We start from the raw sequence: 21663 nt of genomic DNA on the forward strand, positions 1-21663 counted from the left end.
GTACAATTTTTGTTGTTGTTCGAGAAAGTTTTATATGTTTTTATTTTGAAAAGTGGTAAAATGATATATTGTTATAATTTGGAATTTAAATAGAAAGAAGGATAATATGGGTTTTTTATGGTCGCGTCGCGCACGAATGTTAGAAATTTTTGTGCTCACAGTCATTACAATATTTGGCATTGGGTCGCAATATTTTTCCAATTTAGCTTATAGTTTAAATCAAGGTATACTTCAAACTTCTTTTGGTACTGGTTCACAGTACTTAATCATACCGTCAGTTATAGCGAACTTTGCGTTTGCATTTGGTATTCCATTAGGACATGTATTCACACATCGTTTAGGTTTCAAGAAAAATTATCTACTTTTTGTTTCTTTCTTTTTAATCGGTTCAATAATCGGTCTCATATCACAGGATTTAATAGTATTAAGTATTGCTAAAATTATACAAAGCGTTAGTACAGGTGTTCTATTTTTTACTTTATTACCACAATTATTTCGTAACTTCCCACGAAGATTCCGCAATGTATTTTTATTATTTGTCATCGTAGGCTTGTTTGGTGCCAACGCGTTAGGCGGATTATCTGGTAGTGTTTCATTAGAGCTTGATAGTTGGCATTGGGTATTTGTACTTAATATCGTTTCAGCTATCGTTTGTTTAATATTTGGGACAGTATTTTTAAATAAAGAAGAGCACAAACATGTGTCTCCGAATTCTATTGATTATGTGCTTATTATTTTATTGTTTTTAACTATATTATGTTTTGTGATACCAATGGCTATGTTAACGCAAAAAGGATATAGCTCATTATGGGTATGGCCATTTCTACTACTAGCGATGTTCTTCCTAGTGAACTTTATATACAGAAACATGCATTCATCTTCACCGTTAGTGTATTTTAAAACATTATTTGCTAAAAAGCCTAGTGTAGGAGCAGTGATGGCGATATCATCACATTTAACATTGTTGACTGGGATAGCAGGTATTAATGTTTTTCTTACTAAGATATTAAAGCTACCATTTGAAGATATAGCAAGATTTTATGTATGCTTCTTCATAGGTGTCGTCATAGCTGGTTTTATTAAAATGTTCTTTTATAGTGCTATTGGGGCAGGTATATTAGGTTCCCTTGGTTCGGTAGCATTATTATATGTCAGTGTGCACTGGATAGCGATGGGTAATGTGATTAATTTGCCGTTATTATACTTGCAAGCGGCTTGCTTAGGATTTGGCGCATCTATGGCATTACTAAGTGGTGCGATGGCCACGTTATTAGATGGAGAAATTAAATTTGCTTCTAATCGTTCAACGACAATGCATTCGATGCGTAATTTCTTTGCGGCACTACTGGTACCTATCATTGCTTATACAATGAAAGATCATATTCAACAAGGTGTTCAATTATTATATGGTAGTTTCACGACTCATATAGACAACCCAGTACAGAACCAATTAATCTTATCGAAAAAAATGCAAGATATCACAATTGATGCTGATGATAACGTGTTTATGATGATGATTGTTTTTAACATCATTCTATTAATCGCTTCTATAATTCAAATGTTCTTAGGTAAAGGTCGACGTATCCATGTTAAACCTGAATAAAATTAATGATGTAATCCAAAACAGGCTGGGACATAAATATATTTCAAGTTATAGTCATTTCTAGTCAACCTTGCTTGGGGACGGGCCCCAAACATAGAGAATTTCGAAAAGAAAATCTAAAGACAATGCAAGTTGGGGATGGACAACGATAAAGAAATACTTTTTCTTTAGAAATTAGTATTTCTTATGCATGAGTTTCACTCATGTATTCCTATTTTAAAGTACACATTAATGCGTAAGAACCACTACATAATCAATGATTAGTGGTTCTTTATTATTTCTGTCCCACTCCCTTAACTTATGAGAATAAAGCGAGATTATTTTAAGTTTGATAAAAATTCAGTTGTAGTAGTAACTACTGCAAAGTTAGATAATGCTTTGATCAAATAAAACAAATAACGATGGATTTTGATCATATTGAACAATTTTATAAAGTGAGTGGAGAAGCTTGTTTTATCGTATTAGCCCATTTCGACAATAATGAATTAGACCAATATTTAGAGAAAATATCAAATTATGCTCGATATACGGTGGAAAACACAGTAGGTGAAAATTTAGTTTGAAATGAGACGTTGTAAGCTGGTAAATCGCATATAAAATACAAATATATATTGACTATTTTTATAGAATAAGGTAACTTTTGATTCTTACATAAAGATGAGAAATGAGTTGGAAATGAATGTCTAAAAGTAGAGTTGAAGCGTTTAGTGATGGCGTTATAGCCATTATTATTACGATATTAGTATTAGAACTTAAATTACCAGAACATCACCATAGTTTAGAAGCTATTTTAGAATTGAAATATAACTTTATAGCGTATGCAGTTAGCTTTATAGCCATTGCAACAATTTGGATTAGTCATCATCATTTATTAAACCAAATTAGTGAAATCAACAATAAAATATTATGGGCGAACATTAATTTCCTATTTTGGTTATCGCTACTACCAACCATCACTGCATGGTTTGGTCATGATATTATGTCATGGCAAGCAGCGTTATTGTATAACATAGATATTATCGCGTTTAATTTGTCATTCATGTTACTAAGAAACCAAGTAATTAAACTATCACCTAAAACGCAAAATCATCATTTGAGTGAAACGAGAGTCAAAGAAATGCTTTCATTTGCTAACAATGTTATCACATTGATCATTTCATTTTTCTTCCCACCGTATGCACTCATTGGATTGTTACTTAATATCTTAATATGGGTAATCCCTTTTCATAAACAACATTCATAAATGCTAAGTCGAAAATAAGCCTGTTCTAATACGGATATGACTCCTAATTAGAATAGGTATTTTTTTGTGCTAAAACAGTCGTTCAAATGGGCTTGTTTATTTTTACTTTAGAAATCAAATCTTTTGTAATTTAGAAAAATTTTTTTCATAATAAACGGATAGGTGTCCGAATAATATTGTTAAGGACATATGAGCAAGTTATATTAAAGGAGATTTAATATGTTATTTGAAAGAAATCGCCCTTACACACAGGATACGTTGCTAGATAAGGAAAATATTTTAGAGCTCATTCAGTTTGAGAGATTTTGTCGAGACAATAGTCTTTGGGACAGTATGTATGAATGCTTTGCTGAAGACTCAATGATAAACATTTCATGGTTTAAAGGTCCAGGTAAGGCATTTGTGGATGCTTCTAGAGAAATGAATCGTTATGCACCACATCAAATTTACAATTCGCAAATATGGATAAATCAAGATAGAGCAGTGGCAATTATGCAAGCCATGATTCAAACAAGATTACCGATTAACGAGGTTCAGATGCAACTTAATTCTGATGCGAAAATTGTTTATGGATTGGTTAAACAAGACGATACTTGGTATATCAATACTATGGAATGCGTATATGAAAAGGATAGCTTGACACCTGTTGTCCCATCTACAATTTCGTTACCAGCTAACGCGTTGAACCAATATCGATCAAGCTACGCATGTTTAAGTTTCTGCCTTAATTACATTGGTTATAGTGTTAATCATGAATTACAAGGCATTGATCGACCAGAACAATTGAATGACTTTTACAATCGATTGGATCAATGGTTGACGTATCAAACAGAATCTATATAAAAGGAGTATATTAATGATGAAGAAAATAGATTTACATTCACATTACCTATCACCTGGGTTTGTGAAATTTTTAGATGATTATTTTGATGGTAAAGGAGACGGTGTACCAACGCCAGCATTCTTTGTCGATGACTATTTGAAATTAATGGCAGAAGAAGACATTGATTATAGTGTGCTTTCTATTTCAAGCCCCCATTTGAGTGCTGCACCAGATGAAGTGATGCTAGAACTTACAGAAGAAGTTAATGCCTATGCTGAAGATTTACATCATGCACATAGTGATCAATTAGGTTACTTTGCTTCATTACCACTACCATTAGTTGATGAAAGTATTCGCATGATTGACTATGCTTTAGATGAACAACACGCTCTTGGGTTTACATTGCCAACGAATGCACGTGGTATTTATTTAGGAGATGACCGTTTAGACCCAGTATTAGCGAAATTGAATGAACGACAAGCGACCGTAGCAATTCATCCTAATGAGCCTAAACCAGTGAATGAATCCATTAAAGCACAAATTTTATCACCATTAATGGAATTCTTTTTCGATACAACACGTACAATCATTTTTATGAGTCAAAACAATGTGTTTAGTAAGTATCCTAATATTAAATGGATTGTACCGCATAGTGGTGCATTATTACCTGTCATTGCACAACGTGTCAATATTGGTAATAAAATGTTTAACGTTGAAAATGGTCCAGATGATATTGAACAGGTGATGCAAAGTTTATACTTTGATTTAGCAGGTATGGTTTTACCACATCAACTTCCAACATTATTAAAAATGGTAGATGAAAATAAAATCGTATACGGTGCAGATGCGCCTTATACAACAGATCAAGTCATTAAGCGATTAGCTAAAGATATTGAATCTACAGATTTATTAACAGAAGAGCAAAAAGAAAAATTCTTACATCGCAATGCGAGTCAATTATTAGGATTTTAAAATAAAGCTAAAAAGGAGCCTTCCAATTGGAACGCTCCTTTTTATATTAATTGGTGCCATCTAATTCCTTATTAGAAAGAACCTCCGCAAAGTCATACGGTGAACGATCACTTAAATGTTTGTCTAACATTTGGTCGGCTCTTGCAGTAGCTTTTTCACTACGTGGGAATAAAGCTTGTTCATATTGTGCGAAGGCTGTTTCAATATCATTAGGCTGTTCAATAATTGCTTGTGCTAATTCGGATCCGTCAAACATTGCTAAATTAGCACCTTCACCAGCTGGTGTCATGACATGTGCTGCATCACCTAAAATCGTAACTCCAGGAACACGCTCCCATTGATGACCTACAGGTAAGGCATGTATTTTACGTAAAATTGGACCTTTTTCACTTTCATTGATCAGTGTTAATAAGTCATTGTGCCATTGGTCAAATTGATGAGCTAATTGTTTAAGTGCAACGTTAGAATTATTAAAATCGATTTGATTTAATTCTTCCTCTGTTTGTCTTAAAGCAATATAAGTGTGAATGACATTTCCTGGTTCGCGATGTGCTTGGATGCCTTTACCAGGTGCAAGAGCATACATAGCACCTTGACCTACTATATTGGCTGCGGAAGGATGTTGGTTATCTACATCATATAAATACGTTTCAATTAATGATGTACCCACGTATTGAGGTTTAGCATCAGAGACTAAAGGACGTACCTTAGAGAAAGTACCATCTGCGCCGACAAGGATTTGGGTTGTTACCGTTGTTCCATCAGCAAAGGAAAGTCGGTGTTGGCCGTGCGCTAAACTTTGAATATCTGTTAACTTTTTATCCCATTGGATGGTATTCGGTTTAAGAGATTGGAGTAGTATTTGTCGTAAGTCACCGCGAAGTACTTCAGGGCGTCCATGATTACCATCATCTGGGATATCTACAATAGTATTACCGTCTTTATCAAGTACTTTAGCAGCTGCACCACCATCATGGATAATTGATTGGAATTGGTCGAAAAGTCCAGCTCTTTGTAATGCGATTTGACCGTCACGTTCATGGATGTCTAACTGCCCACCTTGCGTTCGTGATTCAGCTGAAGGTTCTTTTTCATAAATAGTTACCGGAATAGAATTTAATTGTAATACGCGAGCAAGTGTAAGGCCACCAAGCCCCGCACCGATAATTGTGACTGGTTCTTGTTTATTAAAATTTGTCATAATTTACCTCTCTTTAAAAATGATTTTGTTTTCAAAAGAAAAATCAAAATATATAAAATTTCTTGTACATTATAAAGAGACTGATGTTATAGATACAACAAACAAGTTAAATGTCATTGTAGGAAAATCAACATATTGTTTGAAAATGTAGAACAATGATTTTTGGTTATTTAATAAAGCGGTGGTCATTATGGAATGATATATGTATCGTTTATTAGAGTAGAGTCAAGAGGATATAAGTCTATTCAGCTACTCTGTTTAGTGATAAGATGTAAGCAATATATTGTGATATAGGACGTGTCAGTAAGGGGTAAGGACGTATGAAACGAGTATCAATTAAAGATGTGGCGAAAGAAGCGGGCGTATCAGTAACGACGGTGTCGCACATTTTAAATCAAAATGAAACAAGGTTCTCTAAAGAAACCATTCAAAAGGTATTATTAGCGAAAGACCGTTTAGGCTATATTCCCAATAAAAATGCCCAACAACTCAGAGGCCAAACAAGAAAGTTAATAGGTGTTGTCTTGCCTAACTTAACCAATCCATTCTTCTCGGCGATGATGCAAAGGATGGATGATTGTAAAGCAGATGACGTTGATTTATGTTTTATAGCAACATCAAGTACAGACTTTAAAGATAATATTCAGCATCTTGTAGAACGTGGCATAGATGGTCTCGTTATCGGACGATATGTGAATGACCCACATCACTTAAATGATTATCTTAGTAAACATCATGTACCATATGTCTTACTAGATCAAAGTGAAGACCATGGTTATACCGATATAATTAGAACGAATGAAATAGAGGGTGGTCAGACTGCCGCACAACATCTTATCGAATTGGGACATCAACAGTTAGCGATTATTCAACCTCATGAGTTGATGGCTAATATGAAAGATCGAGTGAAGGGATTTGAGCAAATGTGTCAAAGTCATCAGTTGCCGGCCCCTGTAAGAATTTGTACTGAATTGTCTAAAGCTGGGGGACGTGATATTGCTACAAAACTGGTTGAGCATCACGTTACGGGTGTCTTTGCCATTAATGATGAATTAGCGATTGGTTGTATACGTGGTTTAACAGAATGTGGTAAATCAGTGCCGGATGATTTGTCGGTTGTTGGCTATGATGATATAGATATGGCAGGTTACATGACACCGGCACTCACAACCATTGCCCAATCGGTCGACGATATTGCTCATATCTCACTGCAATTAATTACCGATAAAATCAATGGCAGACCGCATGAAAATAAAAGAGTAGAACTTCCGACTCAACTGATGCAACGTGAAACGACGCGACAATTATCTTGATTGCCCCCAAATAAATACTGACGTTTATAAAAAAGCCATACAATCAGTTATTGATAGGTATGGCTTTTTTATCGTGTTTAAGAAAGCGTATACATTTACAAATAGAAGTGCTATAATTTAGTAAAACGTTTTACTAAACGCAACAGATAAAAAATATATCAATAGAGGTGTTGAATCATGAATTTAGTTGCATTGTTAATTGGTTTAGGGCCATTAATCGGTTGGGGTCTATTTCCAACGATTGCATCCAAATTTGGTGGTAAACCAGTTAACCAAATTATAGGTGCTACAGTCGGGACGTTAATCTTTGCCTTTGTCTTCTTTATCTCCACAGGCCACGGCTTCCCAACAGGTATGGATCTGTTCTTTGCATTATTATCAGGAGCTGGTTGGAGTTTCGGTCAAATTATGACATTTAAAGCATTTGAATATGTAGGCTCATCACGTGCCATGCCAGTTACAACGGCCTTCCAATTATTAGGGGCATCACTTTGGGGCGTCTTTGCATTAGGTAACTGGCCTGGTGTTACAAATAAAATCATCGGCTTTTTAGCGTTAGTAGTTATCTTGATTGGTGCTTGGATGACAGTTTGGAGTGAACACCCTGAAGCTACAAATAAAAACTTATTACGTAAAGCGGTAGTGATTTTAATCATTGGTGAAATTGGTTATTGGTTATATTCAGCAGCACCACAAGCTACAGACATCGGTGGTAAAGCAGCATTCTTACCACAAGCCATTGGTATGGTGATTGTGGCAGTTATCTACGGACTAATGAAAATGAAAAATGGCAATCCATTTACTAATAAAGTGACATGGTTACAAATTATTTCTGGTTTCTTCTTTGCCTTTGCAGCATTGACGTATCTCATTTCTGCACAACCTAATATGAACGGTTTAGCGACTGGTTTCGTATTATCACAAACATCTGTAGTACTTGCGACATTAACTGGTATTTACTTCTTAAATCAACGTAAAACATCTAAAGAAATGTTAGTCACAGTGATCGGGTTAGTTCTTATCTTAGTAGCTGCAACAGTTACAGTATTTATAAAATAATCAACTGGAGTGATATAAATGAAGAAAACAGCATTACTCAATAGTCATGTATCTAAAGCCATTGCGACAATCGGACACTATGACTTATTAACTGTCAATGATGCAGGCATGCCTATTCCTAATGACGATAGAAGAATTGATTTAGCAGTAACGAAAGAATTACCTAGATTTATTGATGTATTAGAAACAGTACTCTCAGAAATGAAAATCCAAAAAATCTATTTAGCTGAAGAAATTAAAACCAATAATGCAACTCAATTAAAACAAATCAAAGCATTAATTGATGATGACGTTGAAATTGAATTTATTCCACACAGTGAAATGAAAGCATATTTAAGTCATCCATTAAATAAAGGTAACATTCGTACAGGTGAAATTACGCCATTTTCTAACATTATTTTGGAATCAAACGTGACATTTTAACATATAGAAATGGGGACATTGTTATGACAAATAAAGTCGTTATTCTAGGATCTACCAATGTGGATCAATTTTTAACAGTTGAGCGCTACGCTAAACCAGGGGAAACATTACATGTAGAAGAGGCACAAAAATCATATGGTGGCGGTAAAGGGGCAAACCAAGCCATTGCAACGGCACGTATGAAAGCTGATACGACATTCATTTCCAAAGTGGGCAATGATGGATTAGCACAATTTATGTTTGAAGATTTTAAAGCAGCAGGTATGAACATTGACTATATTTTAGAATCTGAAACAGAAAAGACTGGCCAAGCCTTTATTACAGTGGATGCACAAGGTCAAAATACGATTTATGTCTATGGTGGTGCAAATATGGCGATGACACCAGACGATGTGAAAAGTGCGAAAGCAGCAATTGTCGATGCAGATTTCATTGTGGCACAATTAGAAGTACCAGTTCCGGCAATTATAGAAGCATTTAAAGTTGCGAGAGCGGCAGGTGTGACGACCGTCTTAAACCCCGCACCAGCCAAAGAGATTCCTCAAGAGTTATTAGAATTAATCGATGTGATTGTACCAAATGAATTTGAAGCTGAAATATTATCAGGTGTACCAGTCACAGATGAAAAATCAATGGCACAAAATGCAGATTACTTCTTAAGCTTAGGTGCCAAAGTCGTGATTATTACATTAGGTGAACAAGGCACATACTATGCGGTTGAAAATGATTCCGGCCTAGTACCAGCGCAAAAAGTAAAAGCTATTGATACAACAGCAGCAGGCGATACGTTTATCGGTGCCTTTGTCAGTCGCTTTAATATGAAAGAACGTAATTTAGTTGAGGCTATCGACTTTGCCAATAAAGCCGCATCACTAACAGTTCAAAAGTCAGGGGCACAAGCCTCTATACCATTAGCAGAAGAAGTTCAATTATAGATATGATAAATCCCATTCCAGCTGGTTTCAGTTAGAATGGGATTCTTTAGTGCAAAAGCATAAATAATCCCTTTTGGTAGCATCGTCGTATCGAATCGACCATCTATCAAAAGGGATTGTTTCATTTATATTTGAATTTAATCGCAAAATGTATCGCTAGTCTATCACTAAAGTAATTGTATTAAGAGTGGTGATGGTTTAACTGATAAAACTCAATAGCATTACCTCTTAAAATGCCGTCAATCGTGTCTGGATCAATATCACTGTTTTTAATATAGTCTACACCACGTGTATATTTCTCGTCTTGGAAGTAAGGGAAGTCTGACCCCATCATGAGCTTTTCCTTACCGAATGTATCAATGGTATTGATTAAAGAAGGTTCATGGAAATTAGCAGTATCATACCAAAATTGGCGATTTAATACTTCATATGGATCAATGTTAAAGGCATTCCAGTCTTCGTAATTGTCTTTAATACGAGTCATGAAGAATGGTAAAGCACCACCTAAGTGTGAAATATGGAATTTGATATTTGGATATTTTTGTGGAATCTCATTTTTAATTAATTGTAACGTAATGAATGTAGATTCTAATGGTGCGCCAATCACCCATTCTAATTGATAGTCGTTCACGAGTGGACTTTGGGCACCGCAACCAGTTGGATGAATATAAAGTGTTGCGTTTAATTCGTTCATAGCTTCGAAGAAAGGTTCGAATTGTTTGTCGGCAACTGACACTTTATCTTTCACAATAGTTGGAATCGCAATACCTACAAAGGCATCTTTTTTAAGTAGTTCTTGTGCTTCTTTAATAGCTTGATCGACATATGGAAGTGACACTGCACCATATGCTAAGAAACGGTCTGGATATTGTTGAACCAATGATTCATATAAATCGTTAATCTCTTGTGCACTTTGATGTGCTTCTTCTTTTGTACCCCATTGTGGTGATTGTGGTGTGGCAGAGATGATTTGCATATCAACGCCAGCATCGTCCATCATTTTAAAGCGCTTGTCTAGATCTTCTTTAGAGGCAGATTGATTAATTCCTTTAGCAACTTCTGTTCCTTGACTACCTAATTTGCCTAATTTCTCTAAATAGTCTTCACTCCATAAATGTGCATGTGTATCAATCGCTTTTGCATTTGACATATGATTGTCCTCCTTTAATTAAATGACTATATTAAATATTTATCCAGTTTTAAAAAATATAATCTTTTATTGACGACGATTTAAACTTAAAACTTCGATTAAGCTAAGGACATTTAACATGAAGAATTTAGAAGCGGCTTTGGCACCTTGGTGACCATGTCCTGCTTTATAGTGATTGTAGATTGCTGTACCCATCACGATGTTAATCATTAAAGTACCCACAACGACTAATTTTTGGCCAAGTTTGCCTAAAATTGAACTAAATAAAAAGATAGAACCTACAAATTCGAATAATCCTGCTAATCGCATTGAACGACGTGATAATCCGAATCCTTCTTTAAATTGTTGTGCCATAGCATCGTCATTTTTTACTTTTGGTAAACTACTTTTTAAAATTTCTTTTCCTACATATGCGTTAATAACATGTCTTAGTAACATGCTTAACACCTCCTATTAAATAATATTAAAGATTAGTGTGTTGTATTTGATTGTCTTTTTTCTGAGAAAAGTGCAATGAATGCACCTATCAGTGCTACAAAGGCAACGATATAAAATGTTATATCTAGACCATGGATAAGACCGGCTGCACCGTGTAATGGTGAAAGGTGACCGAAACCAGTCATGAGTGTTACAAGTATACCTGTACCGATAGCTGCTGAAATTTGGCGAATTGTATTATTCATTGCCGTTCCATGCGCAATCAAGGATACAGGTAAAGCGTTTAATGCTTGTGTAGTCATTGGTGTCATAATCATAGAATTACCTAACATCAAGATTGAGAATGTCACAATGACATACAATGCTGATGTCTGTGGATTGAACTGTGCCATGAATAAGGCACCTATCATAATCAATAACATGCCAGTGATACTTAAACTTCGGCCGCCAACACGGTCGTATAATTTACCAGTAACAGGTGACAACAAGCCCATGACGAGTCCACCAGGTAATAAGATGAGACCAGATTCTAAAGGTGACCAATGCATCATGGTTTGCATGTATATAGGTAAAATAGTCAAATTACCGATAAAGAGTACAAACATTAATACAATTAAAGTCATCGAAATGGTGAAACTACGGTATTTAAATACTCTAAATTCGAGTAACGGTGAAGGTAGTTTCAACTGACGACGTATAAATAGCGCAAGTATAATGATGGAAATGATGATCGTCACGTAAACGGATGGATGTGACCAACCCAGGTTACCGGCTGAACTAAAGCCGTAAAGTAAACCACCAAATCCTAGTGTAGACATGATGACTGACAAGATGTCTAACGAAGGTTGTTGTGTCTCGGTAATATTTTTCAAATATAAAAAGCCGAAAATAGCGTCAACCACACTAATTAAGAGCACGACTAAAAATAGATAGCGCCAATCGAATAGGTGGATGAACCAACCTGCTGCTGTAGGACCAATCGCAGGTGCAAAGCCTATGACAAGACCGAAGATACCCATTGCCATACCACGTTTTTCAACAGGAAAAATAATGAATAATAGTGTTTGAGATAATGGCATTAAAATACCTGCACCTAACGCTTGAATACTACGACCCACTAATAATAATGGGAAATTAACACCCAACATACAGATTAAAGAACCAAGTATTAAACAGGTCGCAGCCGTAAAGAATAGTGTACGTAATGAAAATCTCTCAATTAAGTAGGCTGTGACAGGAATCATAATACCGTTCACTAACATAAAGATGGTCGTTAACCACTGTGCCGTACTACTTGATATCGCAAAGTCCTTCATGACCTCTGGCAATATCGTTGTAAGTAACGTTTGGTTTAAGACACCAATAAAAGCACCAATCATCATGACCGCAATCATTAAATTACGTTGTTTTATATTTAAATGTGATGGTTGTGTCTGAGTCATAATTTCACCTCTTTTCTTAAATGGAATAAACTATCACTTATTTTATTCGGAATGCGTTCCGTTTGTCAAATTTATGAATTCAATATAATATAGATAGTGTTAAAAAACGAAAAAAGTAAAAAGGAGATGCTTAGTAATGAATATTGAAGGTCTTGAAAAATATTTAAATATAGATCCAAATAAATATAATGAACCAAGCTTAGAAGCATTAAATTATTATTTAAAACGATATATGTTAACAGTGCCTTTTGAAAATATAGATGTTCAAAATGGTGTGAGAATATCAGTAGAAGTAGATGATATCTATGAAAAAATCGTTAATCACCAACGTGGTGGTTTCTGTTATGAAATGAATCACTTCTTCAAAGCGTACTTAGAAGCAAAAGGCTTCACAGCAAATATGGTATCTGCAACTATTCATACACCAGGGGGCGGACGTAGTCTTAAAGGCTCTCATATGTCATTAATCGTGCCGATTGATGGTGTCAATTATGTCGCTGATGTCGGTTATGGTGACTTGCCAATAAGTGCTATGCCAATTAATAATCAAGATAGTGATGCAATCATTGAGGATATTAACGGAGAATATCGTGCCATTTATGTAAATGATAACTTATTCTACATTCAAAAATGGAAAGACAATGAGTGGGATACAGAATACGAAGCTGAGTTAGAACCTAGAGACATTCATGATTATGATTACAATATCGAATACAATCAAACTAATCCTAATTCTACATTCGTTAAACGTTTGCTCGTTACAATGCCTAAATCATATGGTCGTGCGACAATGTCTCAAAATAATTTAACGTTAACGAAACAACGAGATAAAGAAAAATATGATGTGACAAGTGAAAATTATCGTCAATTTTTAAAAGAAGAATTCAATTTAGATGTTAAAATTAATAGATTAGAACCATAAAAGGGAGCACATCATTTGGAAGGGGATAAGATGACCAATCAACGGAAAAAACGTAGTGATGCAACGCATAACAAAGCAATCATCTTACAGACAACGACCCAATTATTAGCACAGGGTGAAGATATTAGTGAGATGAATATGTCGGAAATCGCGAAGAAAGCTGGCGTGGGTGTAGGCACTTTATATCGTCACTTTGAAAGTAAATCGTTACTATGCCAAGCGATGATGGATGAAAAGGTTCATGATATGTTTGATGAAATGGATACGTTCCTTCATCAGCATCAAGATGCGTCTGTGAGGGATAAAATATATGGTATTTTATCTATTTATTTAGATTTAAAAGAGGCAAACTTTAATGTCCTAAATTTTATTGAGAAATCAAATTCTCAACATCAGTCAATGATTAATATTCCGTTTTATGAACAACTGAAAGAATTGATTAAAGACCAGTTCACTAGTCAGCAACAGACCCAAGATTTAGAGTTTAAGATTAATTTGATGCTAAACTCATTTTCATCAGATTTCTATTACTTTGCCAAACATGATCAACAACTGACTAAAGACCAATTTTTAAGCCGTTTATTAGATATATTTATAGGATAGACAAAAGCTTCTGAGTGAAACAGAAATATAGATAGCCCTTAAATTTAATTGTAGCCTGAGACATTAATTTATGTCCCAGGCTACAATTTTTATAAGTCGTATGTTAGATTGTTAAACTTTGCGATAACGCTTAAGTCCGAGGATATTTAAAATGATAAATAATATAATGAAAATGAGAAGAATTAGAACATCAAACCAAATATCAGACCAACCTTGTCCTTTAATCATAATGTTTGTTAACGCATCTCCTGCGTATCGTAATGGGAATAAATAACCAATGTTAGCTAACCAAGGTGTCATATTTTCTAGAGGGAAAATACCAGAAAAGAACACTTGTGGAATGGCAACAATAGGTATAAATTGAACCATTTGAAACTCTGAATTAGCAAATGTTGAGATGAAAATGCCCATCACTAATGCCGTAATGGCTAATAAAATATTAATGAGTAAGACATACCAAAGACTACCCGCTAGGTTGATATTTAATAAATAGATTGAGAACAGAACGATAATCAATGTTTGAATAATAGCAAAGATACCGTAACCAAGTAAATAACCAAAAACAATTTCACTTCGTCTAATTGGCGTAGCAAGTACGCGTTCTAACGTTCCGGTTGTGCGCTCGCGTAATAAGGCGATGCCTGAAATAAGAAAGACGAATAAAAAGACAAAGAATCCCATCAAAATGGGGAACATTTTATCGAAATAGTTACTATCTTTATCCCCATATAAATAACTATGATCTAGTTGGATATCATTAGTATCTTTATTTTTGGCTGCTTGTGGCATTGAATTCATTACTTTTTTAATATCATTCATTTTATCTTTTTGAATAGATTGATGTACTAACTGTTTAACTGAACCAGATTTACTTGGATCTTCATTGGTATAAGTGACATGTAAAGTCTGATGATCTTGATATATAAAAGCATCTAAGTGATTGTCTTCTATTTTAGCTTTAACATTTTGATTAGAATCAAAGTGCTTGAATGACACATCATCATTTTTCATATGGTCAGTTATTTTAGTGGATACAGAGTCGGCGATGCCAATATTTAAAGTAGTGTCTTCATCAGAATTAAAGATAAAGTACATTAAAGTTAGTACTAATAAAGGTGCTAAAAACATAAGCGCTAGTGTACGTTTGTCTCTAAGTAATTCTATAATGACACGTTGAATCATTGCTAAAAGTTTCATTAATGTTTAACCTCCTCTGCTTTAATAAAGACCTCTTCAATTGTGTTAACATTGAATTGTTGTTTTAACTCATCAGGTGTGCCTAATGCGAAAAGCCGCCCTTCTACAATTAGCCCAATTTTGTCGCAACGTTCAGCTTCGTCCATAACGTGTGTTGTGACGATGACACTTTTCCCTTGTTGCGTTAATGATTTTAATTGTGACCATATTTGTTGTCTTAGTTTAGGGTCAATACCGACAGTTGGCTCATCTAATATAATTAAATCTGGATTAGATAACAAAGTAATTGCTAACGACAATCTGCGTTTCATTCCGCCAGAAAATGTGTTAATGGTTTTATCGAGTGTACCTTCTAAATTGACTAATTTCATATTTTGATCAATACTTTGTGCTAATTGTTGGCCTTTTAAACCACTTAAATGACCAAAAAATGTAAGATTTTGTTTAGCAGTTAAATTTTCATATAGAGCATCAGTTTGTCCCATGTAACCAATATGACTTAATACGCCTCGATCAGGCATACTATGGTTGAAGACTTCCGTACTACCTGCATTTAATGTTTCCATACCGAGCAGACATTTGATGGTCGTCGTTTTACCTGAACCACTAGGCCCTATTAAGCCCAAAAGTTCTCCTTCGTTAATGTCTAGACTGATTTGGTCTAAAACGTTATGTTTATCATAAGATTTTACTGCGTCTGTGAGTGATGCAATCGTATGCGCCATACTGTGTACCTCCTTATTTGACACTGTGTTTAATTACTGTATATTCAATATAAATCAGTTTTCGACAATTGCACGTGTCAATTTGGAATAATCAGACACATGAGATATAAATGTTCAATAATGTTATGGGGGCGACACAAATGAACGAAGAAACCATGGATAAACGTGTGTATAAAACATTAACCAAAATTGAAAAAAGTATGGTTACACTACTAAACGTTAAATCTTATGATGACATCAGTATTAAAGATATTTGTGATGAAAGTGGCATTAGTAGGGGAACGTTTTATCAACACTATAGAGATAAAGATGACTTTTTATTTCAATATCAAAAAGCTATGATGAAAAAAGGGAAACGTCGATTGACACAAATTCAATTTGAGGAACGACGTCAATTCTTTGAACACGCGTTAAACTTTTGGATTAATGAAGGAGAATTATTACTTTTATTGTTAAGGGATAATGGCGCTTATATTGTCCACCAAGCCATAAAAAAGAATTTACAACAAAACATTGAAGTCCGTTTGGTGCCTATTATGAATACTCAAGCACTTACAAATAAAGAAAAATATTTTTTAATTATATTTATGAGTAATGCGGTCTTTGGTGTGTTACAAGATTGGGTGCAAAGAGGGAGACAGGAATCGCCAAAAGAAATATCACTCATGATAGATAAGGTTTTTAATACGGTGTTTGTTTAACACGTTTTACATTATTTTAGTGAATCGGTAGTGTTTCATTGTATATGAAACATTATCGATTTTTAATTTTTAAAAATTATTTATAATCTCACTTTTATATCATCTTATACCCATTCACGATTTATTAAATGAAAATTATTATCATTTATATTGACAATATGATTCTACTCGTATATTATCTTCTTTAAATCGTAACCGTTACGATTTGTTTTGTGCAATTGTTTTGAGAATTAGGATAGGTTGATTTGAAAACCAACATATCCATCGAAATTCAAAAGAATATACAACATTAAGGAGCGTCGTATGAATCGACAAGTGATTGAATTTTCCAAGTATAATCCATCAGGGAATATGACCATACTTGTTCATTCACAACATCATCCAAGCGACTACGCCAAGATTGCGAATCGATTAATGGCGTCGACACATGTATGTTGTGAGCAAGTAGGATTTATTGAATCTAACAATCTAAATCATGGGGATGATTGTCGATTAGTAATGAGCGGAAATGAATTTTGTGGTAATGCGACTATGTCATACATGCATTATTTACAAGAACATCAACGATTAACAGCACAACAATGTCATTTGAATGTATCTGGTTGTGATGATTTAGTGCCTTGTACTATCCATGGTCACCAGCAGTACGAGGTAGGGATGCCACAAGCACAACACGTCACAACTGAATATTTACACATTGCACAGCATATGTGGCAAGCGATCAAGATTACATACGAATCATACGTACATTATGTGATTCCAATCGAAGAGATCACAGCAACATTCAAACAACAAGTGGCACAATTTGTGCGTGAACAACAATGGGACGAACAGTATAAAACCATTGGTATCATGTTATTTAATGTTCAAGAACAATATTTACACCCGTTAATATACATACCAGAAGTAAAGAGTCTGATTTGGGAAAATAGTTGTGGTTCTGGTGCAGCTTCGATTGGTGTATTTCACAATTATCAAAGTCAACAGTCATGCGAAGATTACATCGTTTATCAACCAGGTGGCAGTATTTCAGTGACATCTGCATATTGTTCTGAAAACGGATATCGCACCTCTATTAAAGGTCGTGTATCAACTGTTGCTAGAGGACAAGCTTATATAGAAGAGGAGACGATGACCCATTGATGCATTCAAATACAAAGATAGAAACACTTTTACAACAATATTTAGAACAATTCGAAGCACGATACCAACATGTTCTTAGTGATCCAAATTCGATTGACGCATTAGAATCATTAGTTGATGACTATAGTCAGTTGATATTAAATCCAACATATCAACAACAATATGATTTATGGCAAGACGAACCACGTAAACAACTAATCACACAACAACTGCAAGATATCACTGCGCAATGTGTGAAACAAGTTGAGATGATTAGAGCAAGACGATTATTAGACGGTAAGGCGTCTACGTCAGGTTACTTTGACAACATAGAACACTGTATCGATGAGGAGTTTGGACAGTGTCATATTGGTAAAGAGGACAAGTTATTACTCGTTGGATCGGGCGCGTATCCAATGACATTAATTCAAGTAGCTAAAGAAACTGGTGCTTCAGTCATTGGTATTGATATTGATCCACAGGCAGTTGATTTAGGTCAACGCGTGGTCAATGTGTTAGCACCTAATGAAGATATCCATATTTCTAATCAAACTGTAGATCAGTTATCAGATATTAAAGAGGTAACGCATATTATATTTAGTTCTACGATTCCAGTTAAGTATGAGATTTTAGCGCAATTATTTGAGTTAACCAATGATCGTGTAGTAGTCGCTATGCGTTATGGAGATGGGATGAAAGCTATCTTTAATTATCCTTCTCAACCTGCGGCGTCAGATCAATGGCAATGTGTACATCACCTCGTCCAACCCAACCAAATATTTGATGTGGCACTCTATCAAAAAGCGTTATCACAGGCAGGGATCACTTATGTCTAATATCTTGATTATTGGAAGCGGGCCTGTCGCTATTCAACTTGCTCAATTATGTAACCGTGTATCGAAAAATCATATCGACATGGTTGGTAGAGCGTCGACCTCAAAGAAATCACTGGATGTTTATCAAAGTTACCAACAAGCAGGTACATTTACAGTTACAACACAGAATGATACACATCATCAATTTGCTGGTCAGTTTCAAATACGTCATTTTTATCAAGATATTCAACAGATTGACGAAAGCTATGACACCATCATTTTGGCGTGTACTGCAGATGCTTATCGACCGATGCTACAGCAGTTGGCACTTACGATATTACAACATGTGAAACACATGATATTAGTATCACCAACATTTGGTTCACATATGATGATTGAGCAATTATTGGCAGACATTAATACTGATGTTGAAGTCATTTCATTTTCAACATATTTAGGAGATACGCGAGTGGTTGACACGTCTCAACCACATCGTGTGTTAACTACGGCTGTGAAATCGAAATTATTCGTTGGATCTAATAAGCCATCGTCCCAGTTGATTCCACAATTACAAACTTGGTTTGAATCATTACACATTCAACTTGCCGTGATGGACACACCCTTACATGCCGAGATACATAATAGTTCGTTATACGTTCACCCACCATTATTTATGAATGACTTTGCATTAAAGGCAATTTTCGAAGGCATTGACGTACCGGTATATGTCTACAAATTATTTCCAGAAGGTCCTATAACAATGATTTTAATTCGAGAAATGCGCCAAATGTGGCAGGAAATGATGACGATATTACAGAAATTAAGTGTGCCCTCCGTCAATCTTTTGAAGTTTATGGTTAAGGAAAACTATCCCGTACGTTCAGAAACGATAAGTGAGTCGGATATCCATCAATTCGAAGAGTTACCTGCTATACATCAAGAATACCTACTTTACGTCAGGTATACGGCAATTTTAATTGATCCATTTTCTAAGCCAGATAAAGATGGACGTTATTTTGACTTTTCGGCGGTACCATTCAAGTCACTTTATCAAAATGAACAAGGTGTCGTTCATATACCAAGGATGCCAAGTGAAGATTATTATCGTACGACGGTCATACAAGCGATTGGGAAAGCATTAGGTGTGTCGACACCAATGATCGATACGTTATTACATCGATACGTCGGCTATTGCGAACGTTATCAAATCGAGCACCCACAACAATCTGTATCGTCACAATTCAACCTTGATGATTTTGAAGAAGATATATCACTAGTTACAAAGTATTTAGCAAATAGTTCAAATAAGTAATTCGTATGTCGTTTGAGACATGGCAACACATTTTTCAATCCATAAAGAAAGAGGAAAAATAATGAATAAACTAACAAAAATGAGTGCAGTTTTACTAGCTTCAGGAATCATATTAACAGGATGCGGTGGCAACAAGGGACTAGAAGATAAGAAAGAACAGAAGACCTTATCCTATACCACGGTTAAGGATATTGGAGACATGAATCCCCATGTCTATGGAGGATCTATGTCAGCGGAAAGTATGATCTATGAACCGTTAGTACGCAATACGAAAGATGGAATCAAACCGTTATTAGCTAAGAAGTGGGATATCTCAAAAGACGGTAAGACCTATACTTTCCATCTAAGAGATGACGTCAAATTCCATGACGGCACGAAATTTAACGCAGAGGCAGTAAAGAAAAATATCGATGCTGTACAACAAAATAAAAAGTTACATTCATGGTTAAAGATCTCCACATTAATCGATGATGTCAAAGTGAAAGATGACTATACTGTACAGATTCACTTAAAAGAAGCCTATCAACCAGCATTAGCTGAATTAGCAATGCCTCGTCCTTATGTCTTTGTATCTCCTAAAGACTTCAAGCACGGTACAACGAAAGATGGTGTCAAAGCATTTGATGGTACAGGTCCGTTTAAAATGGGCGAACATAAGAAAGATGAGTCGGCCACATTTAATAAGGACCAACACTATTGGGGTGAAAGGGCTAAATTAAATAAAGTAGAAGCCAAAGTGAAACCAGCTGGCGAAACAGCATTCTTATCAATGAAGAAAGGTGAAACCAACTTTGCTTTTACAGACGACCGTGGTACAGATAGCTTAGATAAAGATAGTTTAAAACAACTTAAAGAGACAGGGGATTATAACGTTAAACGTAGCCAACCTATGAATACGAAAATGATTGTGGCCAATGCAGGTAACAAAGACAGTGCTGTCAGTGATAAGTCAGTTAGACAAGCCATTGGACATATGGTTGATAGAGACAAAATCGCGAAAGACATTTTAGATGGTCAAGAGAAGCCAGCAACACAGCTCTTTGCGAAGAATGTCACAGATATTAATTTCAATATGCCAACACGTCAATTCGATACGAAGAAAGCTGAAAAGCTATTAGATCAAGCCGGTTGGAAGATGAATCAAGACAAACAAATTCGTCAAAAAGATGGTAAAGATTTAACGATGACGATGTACTATGACAAAGGTTCTACAAGTCAGAAAGAACAAGCTGAATTTTTAGAAGCTGAATTTAAAAAAGTTGGCGTCAAATTAAATATCAATGGAGAAACGTCAGATAAGATTGCAGAACGTCGTACCTCTGGCGATTATGATTTAATGTTCAATCAGACATGGGGATTATTATACGATCCACAAAGTACCATTGCAGCCTTTAAATCCAAAACAGGCTATGAAAGTGCTACCTCAGGTATTAAAGATAAGAAAAAGTTATATAACGATATCGATGAGGCATTCAAGATTAAAGATGAAAAAGCACGTTCTAAAGCTTATCAACAAATCTTAAAACAAGTGGATGATGAAGGTGTATTCATACCTATTTCACATGGTAGTATGACTGTCGTTGCACCTAAAGATCTGAAAAATGTGTCATTTACTCAATCACAATACGAACTACCATTTAACGAAATGCAATATAAATAAAGGA

At 35.2% G+C, this 21663-nt stretch carries 21 protein-coding genes; 15 read left to right on the forward strand and 6 right to left on the reverse strand.

The annotated features are described in order from the left end of the window. Positions 1-106 precede the first annotated feature (106 nt). The 4 genes from P7F85_RS00315 (at position 107) to P7F85_RS00330 (ending at position 4641) form a co-directional block, all read left to right on the forward strand. Entirely contained in the window at positions 107-1603 is a 1497-nt protein-coding gene (locus P7F85_RS00315) for an MFS transporter (RefSeq protein ID WP_015364574.1), read from the forward strand. A gap of 679 nt (positions 1604-2282) precedes the next feature. Further along, the gene (locus P7F85_RS00320) at positions 2283-2846 is read left to right on the forward strand and encodes a TMEM175 family protein (RefSeq protein ID WP_002467334.1); all 564 of its coding nucleotides are present in this window, start codon (positions 2283-2285) and stop codon (positions 2844-2846) included. A gap of 219 nt (positions 2847-3065) precedes the next feature. Further along, complete coding sequence (locus P7F85_RS00325; RefSeq protein ID WP_270251684.1) at positions 3066-3689, forward strand: nuclear transport factor 2 family protein; 624 nt, start codon at positions 3066-3068, stop codon at positions 3687-3689. A 16-nt stretch (positions 3690-3705) separates the two neighbouring features. After that, positions 3706-4641 (forward strand): amidohydrolase family protein, encoded by a 936-nt coding sequence (locus P7F85_RS00330; protein ID WP_015364576.1) that lies wholly within the window; start codon positions 3706-3708, stop codon positions 4639-4641. A 46-nt stretch (positions 4642-4687) separates the two neighbouring features. On the opposite strand, the gene P7F85_RS00335 is transcribed toward P7F85_RS00330, so the two are convergent. Further along, positions 4688-5842, reverse strand: a complete 1155-nt coding sequence (locus P7F85_RS00335) for an FAD-dependent oxidoreductase (protein ID WP_002467339.1) — start codon at positions 5840-5842, stop codon at positions 4688-4690. 320 nt (positions 5843-6162) lie between these two features. Between P7F85_RS00335 and rbsR the strand changes: the two genes are divergently transcribed. The 4 genes from rbsR (at position 6163) to rbsK (ending at position 9572) form a co-directional block, all read left to right on the forward strand. Beyond that, complete coding sequence (gene rbsR / locus P7F85_RS00340; protein ID WP_002467315.1) at positions 6163-7155, forward strand: ribose utilization transcriptional repressor RbsR; 993 nt, start codon at positions 6163-6165, stop codon at positions 7153-7155. Between the two features lie 177 nt (positions 7156-7332). Next, a complete protein-coding gene (rbsU, locus tag P7F85_RS00345; protein WP_002467342.1) occupies positions 7333-8214 on the forward strand; it encodes a ribose/proton symporter RbsU in 882 nt (293 codons plus the stop codon). 18 nt (positions 8215-8232) lie between these two features. Further along, complete coding sequence (gene rbsD, locus P7F85_RS00350) at positions 8233-8637, forward strand: D-ribose pyranase (protein ID WP_002467333.1); 405 nt, start codon at positions 8233-8235, stop codon at positions 8635-8637. A 23-nt stretch (positions 8638-8660) separates the two neighbouring features. Beyond that, entirely contained in the window at positions 8661-9572 is a 912-nt protein-coding gene (gene rbsK, locus P7F85_RS00355) for a ribokinase (protein WP_002467301.1), read from the forward strand. A gap of 181 nt (positions 9573-9753) precedes the next feature. Here rbsK and P7F85_RS00360 read toward each other — a convergent pair whose 3' ends face one another. The 3 genes from P7F85_RS00360 to P7F85_RS00370 form a co-directional block, all read right to left on the reverse strand. Then, a complete protein-coding gene (locus P7F85_RS00360; protein ID WP_002467336.1) occupies positions 9754-10722 on the reverse strand; it encodes an amidohydrolase family protein in 969 nt (322 codons plus the stop codon). 66 nt (positions 10723-10788) lie between these two features. Further along, positions 10789-11160 (reverse strand): DoxX family protein, encoded by a 372-nt coding sequence (locus P7F85_RS00365; protein ID WP_002467321.1) that lies wholly within the window; start codon positions 11158-11160, stop codon positions 10789-10791. 32 nt (positions 11161-11192) lie between these two features. After that, positions 11193-12602, reverse strand: coding sequence for a DHA2 family efflux MFS transporter permease subunit (locus tag P7F85_RS00370; RefSeq protein ID WP_002467307.1), 1410 nt, complete (start codon positions 12600-12602; stop codon positions 11193-11195). A 136-nt stretch (positions 12603-12738) separates the two neighbouring features. Here P7F85_RS00370 and P7F85_RS00375 point away from each other — a divergent pair, with 136 nt between their 5' ends. Together P7F85_RS00375 and P7F85_RS00380 are read left to right on the forward strand one after the other, a co-directional pair. Then, positions 12739-13524, forward strand: a complete 786-nt coding sequence (locus P7F85_RS00375; protein WP_002467324.1) for an arylamine N-acetyltransferase family protein — start codon at positions 12739-12741, stop codon at positions 13522-13524. A gap of 30 nt (positions 13525-13554) precedes the next feature. Then, positions 13555-14127: a TetR/AcrR family transcriptional regulator gene (locus tag P7F85_RS00380; RefSeq protein WP_031464113.1), complete on the forward strand. Its 573-nt coding sequence runs from the start codon at positions 13555-13557 to the stop codon at positions 14125-14127. Between the two features lie 111 nt (positions 14128-14238). Here the strand turns inward: P7F85_RS00380 and P7F85_RS00385 are convergent, their stop codons facing one another. Together P7F85_RS00385 and P7F85_RS00390 are read right to left on the reverse strand one after the other, a co-directional pair. Next, positions 14239-15324, reverse strand: coding sequence for an ABC transporter permease (locus tag P7F85_RS00385; protein WP_015364581.1), 1086 nt, complete (start codon positions 15322-15324; stop codon positions 14239-14241). Beyond that, the gene (locus tag P7F85_RS00390) at positions 15324-16049 is read right to left on the reverse strand and encodes an ABC transporter ATP-binding protein (RefSeq protein WP_002467306.1); all 726 of its coding nucleotides are present in this window, start codon (positions 16047-16049) and stop codon (positions 15324-15326) included. Before P7F85_RS00390 ends, P7F85_RS00385 begins: the two co-directional genes overlap by 1 nt. A 140-nt stretch (positions 16050-16189) precedes the next feature. On the opposite strand from P7F85_RS00390, the gene P7F85_RS00395 reads away from it, so the two are divergent. From P7F85_RS00395 to cntA, 5 genes are all read left to right on the forward strand, one after another. Continuing rightward, positions 16190-16750, forward strand: coding sequence for a TetR/AcrR family transcriptional regulator (locus P7F85_RS00395; RefSeq protein WP_015364583.1), 561 nt, complete (start codon positions 16190-16192; stop codon positions 16748-16750). Between the two features lie 303 nt (positions 16751-17053). Continuing rightward, positions 17054-17893 carry a histidine racemase CntK gene (gene cntK, locus P7F85_RS00400; RefSeq protein ID WP_002467308.1) on the forward strand — a complete coding sequence of 280 codons (840 nt, stop codon included), beginning with the start codon at positions 17054-17056 and terminating at the stop codon, positions 17891-17893. Further along, on the forward strand, positions 17893-18708 hold the full coding sequence (gene cntL, locus P7F85_RS00405) for a staphylopine biosynthesis enzyme CntL (RefSeq protein ID WP_015364584.1): 816 nt from the start codon (positions 17893-17895) through the stop codon (positions 18706-18708). The genes cntK and cntL overlap by 1 nt, the downstream gene beginning before the upstream one ends. Next, the gene (cntM, locus tag P7F85_RS00410; RefSeq protein WP_031464110.1) at positions 18701-19999 is read left to right on the forward strand and encodes a staphylopine biosynthesis dehydrogenase; all 1299 of its coding nucleotides are present in this window, start codon (positions 18701-18703) and stop codon (positions 19997-19999) included. The genes cntL and cntM overlap by 8 nt, the downstream gene beginning before the upstream one ends. Positions 20000-20060: 61 nt before the next feature. Next, positions 20061-21659, forward strand: coding sequence for a staphylopine-dependent metal ABC transporter substrate-binding lipoprotein CntA (gene cntA / locus P7F85_RS00415; RefSeq protein ID WP_015364586.1), 1599 nt, complete (start codon positions 20061-20063; stop codon positions 21657-21659). Positions 21660-21663 lie beyond the last annotated feature (4 nt).

It is taken from the genome of Staphylococcus sp. aM, from assembly GCF_052975125.1.

Bases quoted from the DNA above. Each gene is read 5' to 3' on its own strand.
- rbsK (WP_002467301.1), top strand. From the start codon at position 8,661: ATGACAAATAAAGTCGTTATTCTAGGATCTACCAATGTGGATCAATTT.
- cntM (WP_031464110.1), top strand. From the start codon at position 18,701: ATGTCTAATATCTTGATTATTGGAAGCGGGCCTGTCGCTATTCAACTT.
- P7F85_RS00360 (WP_002467336.1), bottom strand. From the start codon at position 10,722: ATGTCAAATGCAAAAGCGATTGATACACATGCACATTTATGGAGTGAA.
- rbsU (WP_002467342.1), top strand. From the start codon at position 7,333: ATGAATTTAGTTGCATTGTTAATTGGTTTAGGGCCATTAATCGGTTGG.
- P7F85_RS00330 (WP_015364576.1), top strand. From the start codon at position 3,706: ATGAAGAAAATAGATTTACATTCACATTACCTATCACCTGGGTTTGTG.
- rbsR (WP_002467315.1), top strand. From the start codon at position 6,163: ATGAAACGAGTATCAATTAAAGATGTGGCGAAAGAAGCGGGCGTATCA.
- P7F85_RS00375 (WP_002467324.1), top strand. From the start codon at position 12,739: ATGAATATTGAAGGTCTTGAAAAATATTTAAATATAGATCCAAATAAA.
- P7F85_RS00390 (WP_002467306.1), bottom strand. From the start codon at position 16,049: ATGGCGCATACGATTGCATCACTCACAGACGCAGTAAAATCTTATGAT.
- P7F85_RS00380 (WP_031464113.1), top strand. From the start codon at position 13,555: ATGACCAATCAACGGAAAAAACGTAGTGATGCAACGCATAACAAAGCA.
- cntK (WP_002467308.1), top strand. From the start codon at position 17,054: ATGAATCGACAAGTGATTGAATTTTCCAAGTATAATCCATCAGGGAAT.
- P7F85_RS00370 (WP_002467307.1), bottom strand. From the start codon at position 12,602: ATGACTCAGACACAACCATCACATTTAAATATAAAACAACGTAATTTA.
- rbsD (WP_002467333.1), top strand. From the start codon at position 8,233: ATGAAGAAAACAGCATTACTCAATAGTCATGTATCTAAAGCCATTGCG.
- P7F85_RS00395 (WP_015364583.1), top strand. From the start codon at position 16,190: ATGAACGAAGAAACCATGGATAAACGTGTGTATAAAACATTAACCAAA.
- P7F85_RS00385 (WP_015364581.1), bottom strand. From the start codon at position 15,324: ATGAAACTTTTAGCAATGATTCAACGTGTCATTATAGAATTACTTAGA.
- P7F85_RS00335 (WP_002467339.1), bottom strand. From the start codon at position 5,842: ATGACAAATTTTAATAAACAAGAACCAGTCACAATTATCGGTGCGGGG.
- cntL (WP_015364584.1), top strand. From the start codon at position 17,893: ATGCATTCAAATACAAAGATAGAAACACTTTTACAACAATATTTAGAA.
- P7F85_RS00365 (WP_002467321.1), bottom strand. From the start codon at position 11,160: ATGTTACTAAGACATGTTATTAACGCATATGTAGGAAAAGAAATTTTA.
- P7F85_RS00325 (WP_270251684.1), top strand. From the start codon at position 3,066: ATGTTATTTGAAAGAAATCGCCCTTACACACAGGATACGTTGCTAGAT.
- cntA (WP_015364586.1), top strand. From the start codon at position 20,061: ATGAATAAACTAACAAAAATGAGTGCAGTTTTACTAGCTTCAGGAATC.
- P7F85_RS00320 (WP_002467334.1), top strand. From the start codon at position 2,283: ATGTCTAAAAGTAGAGTTGAAGCGTTTAGTGATGGCGTTATAGCCATT.
- P7F85_RS00315 (WP_015364574.1), top strand. From the start codon at position 107: ATGGGTTTTTTATGGTCGCGTCGCGCACGAATGTTAGAAATTTTTGTG.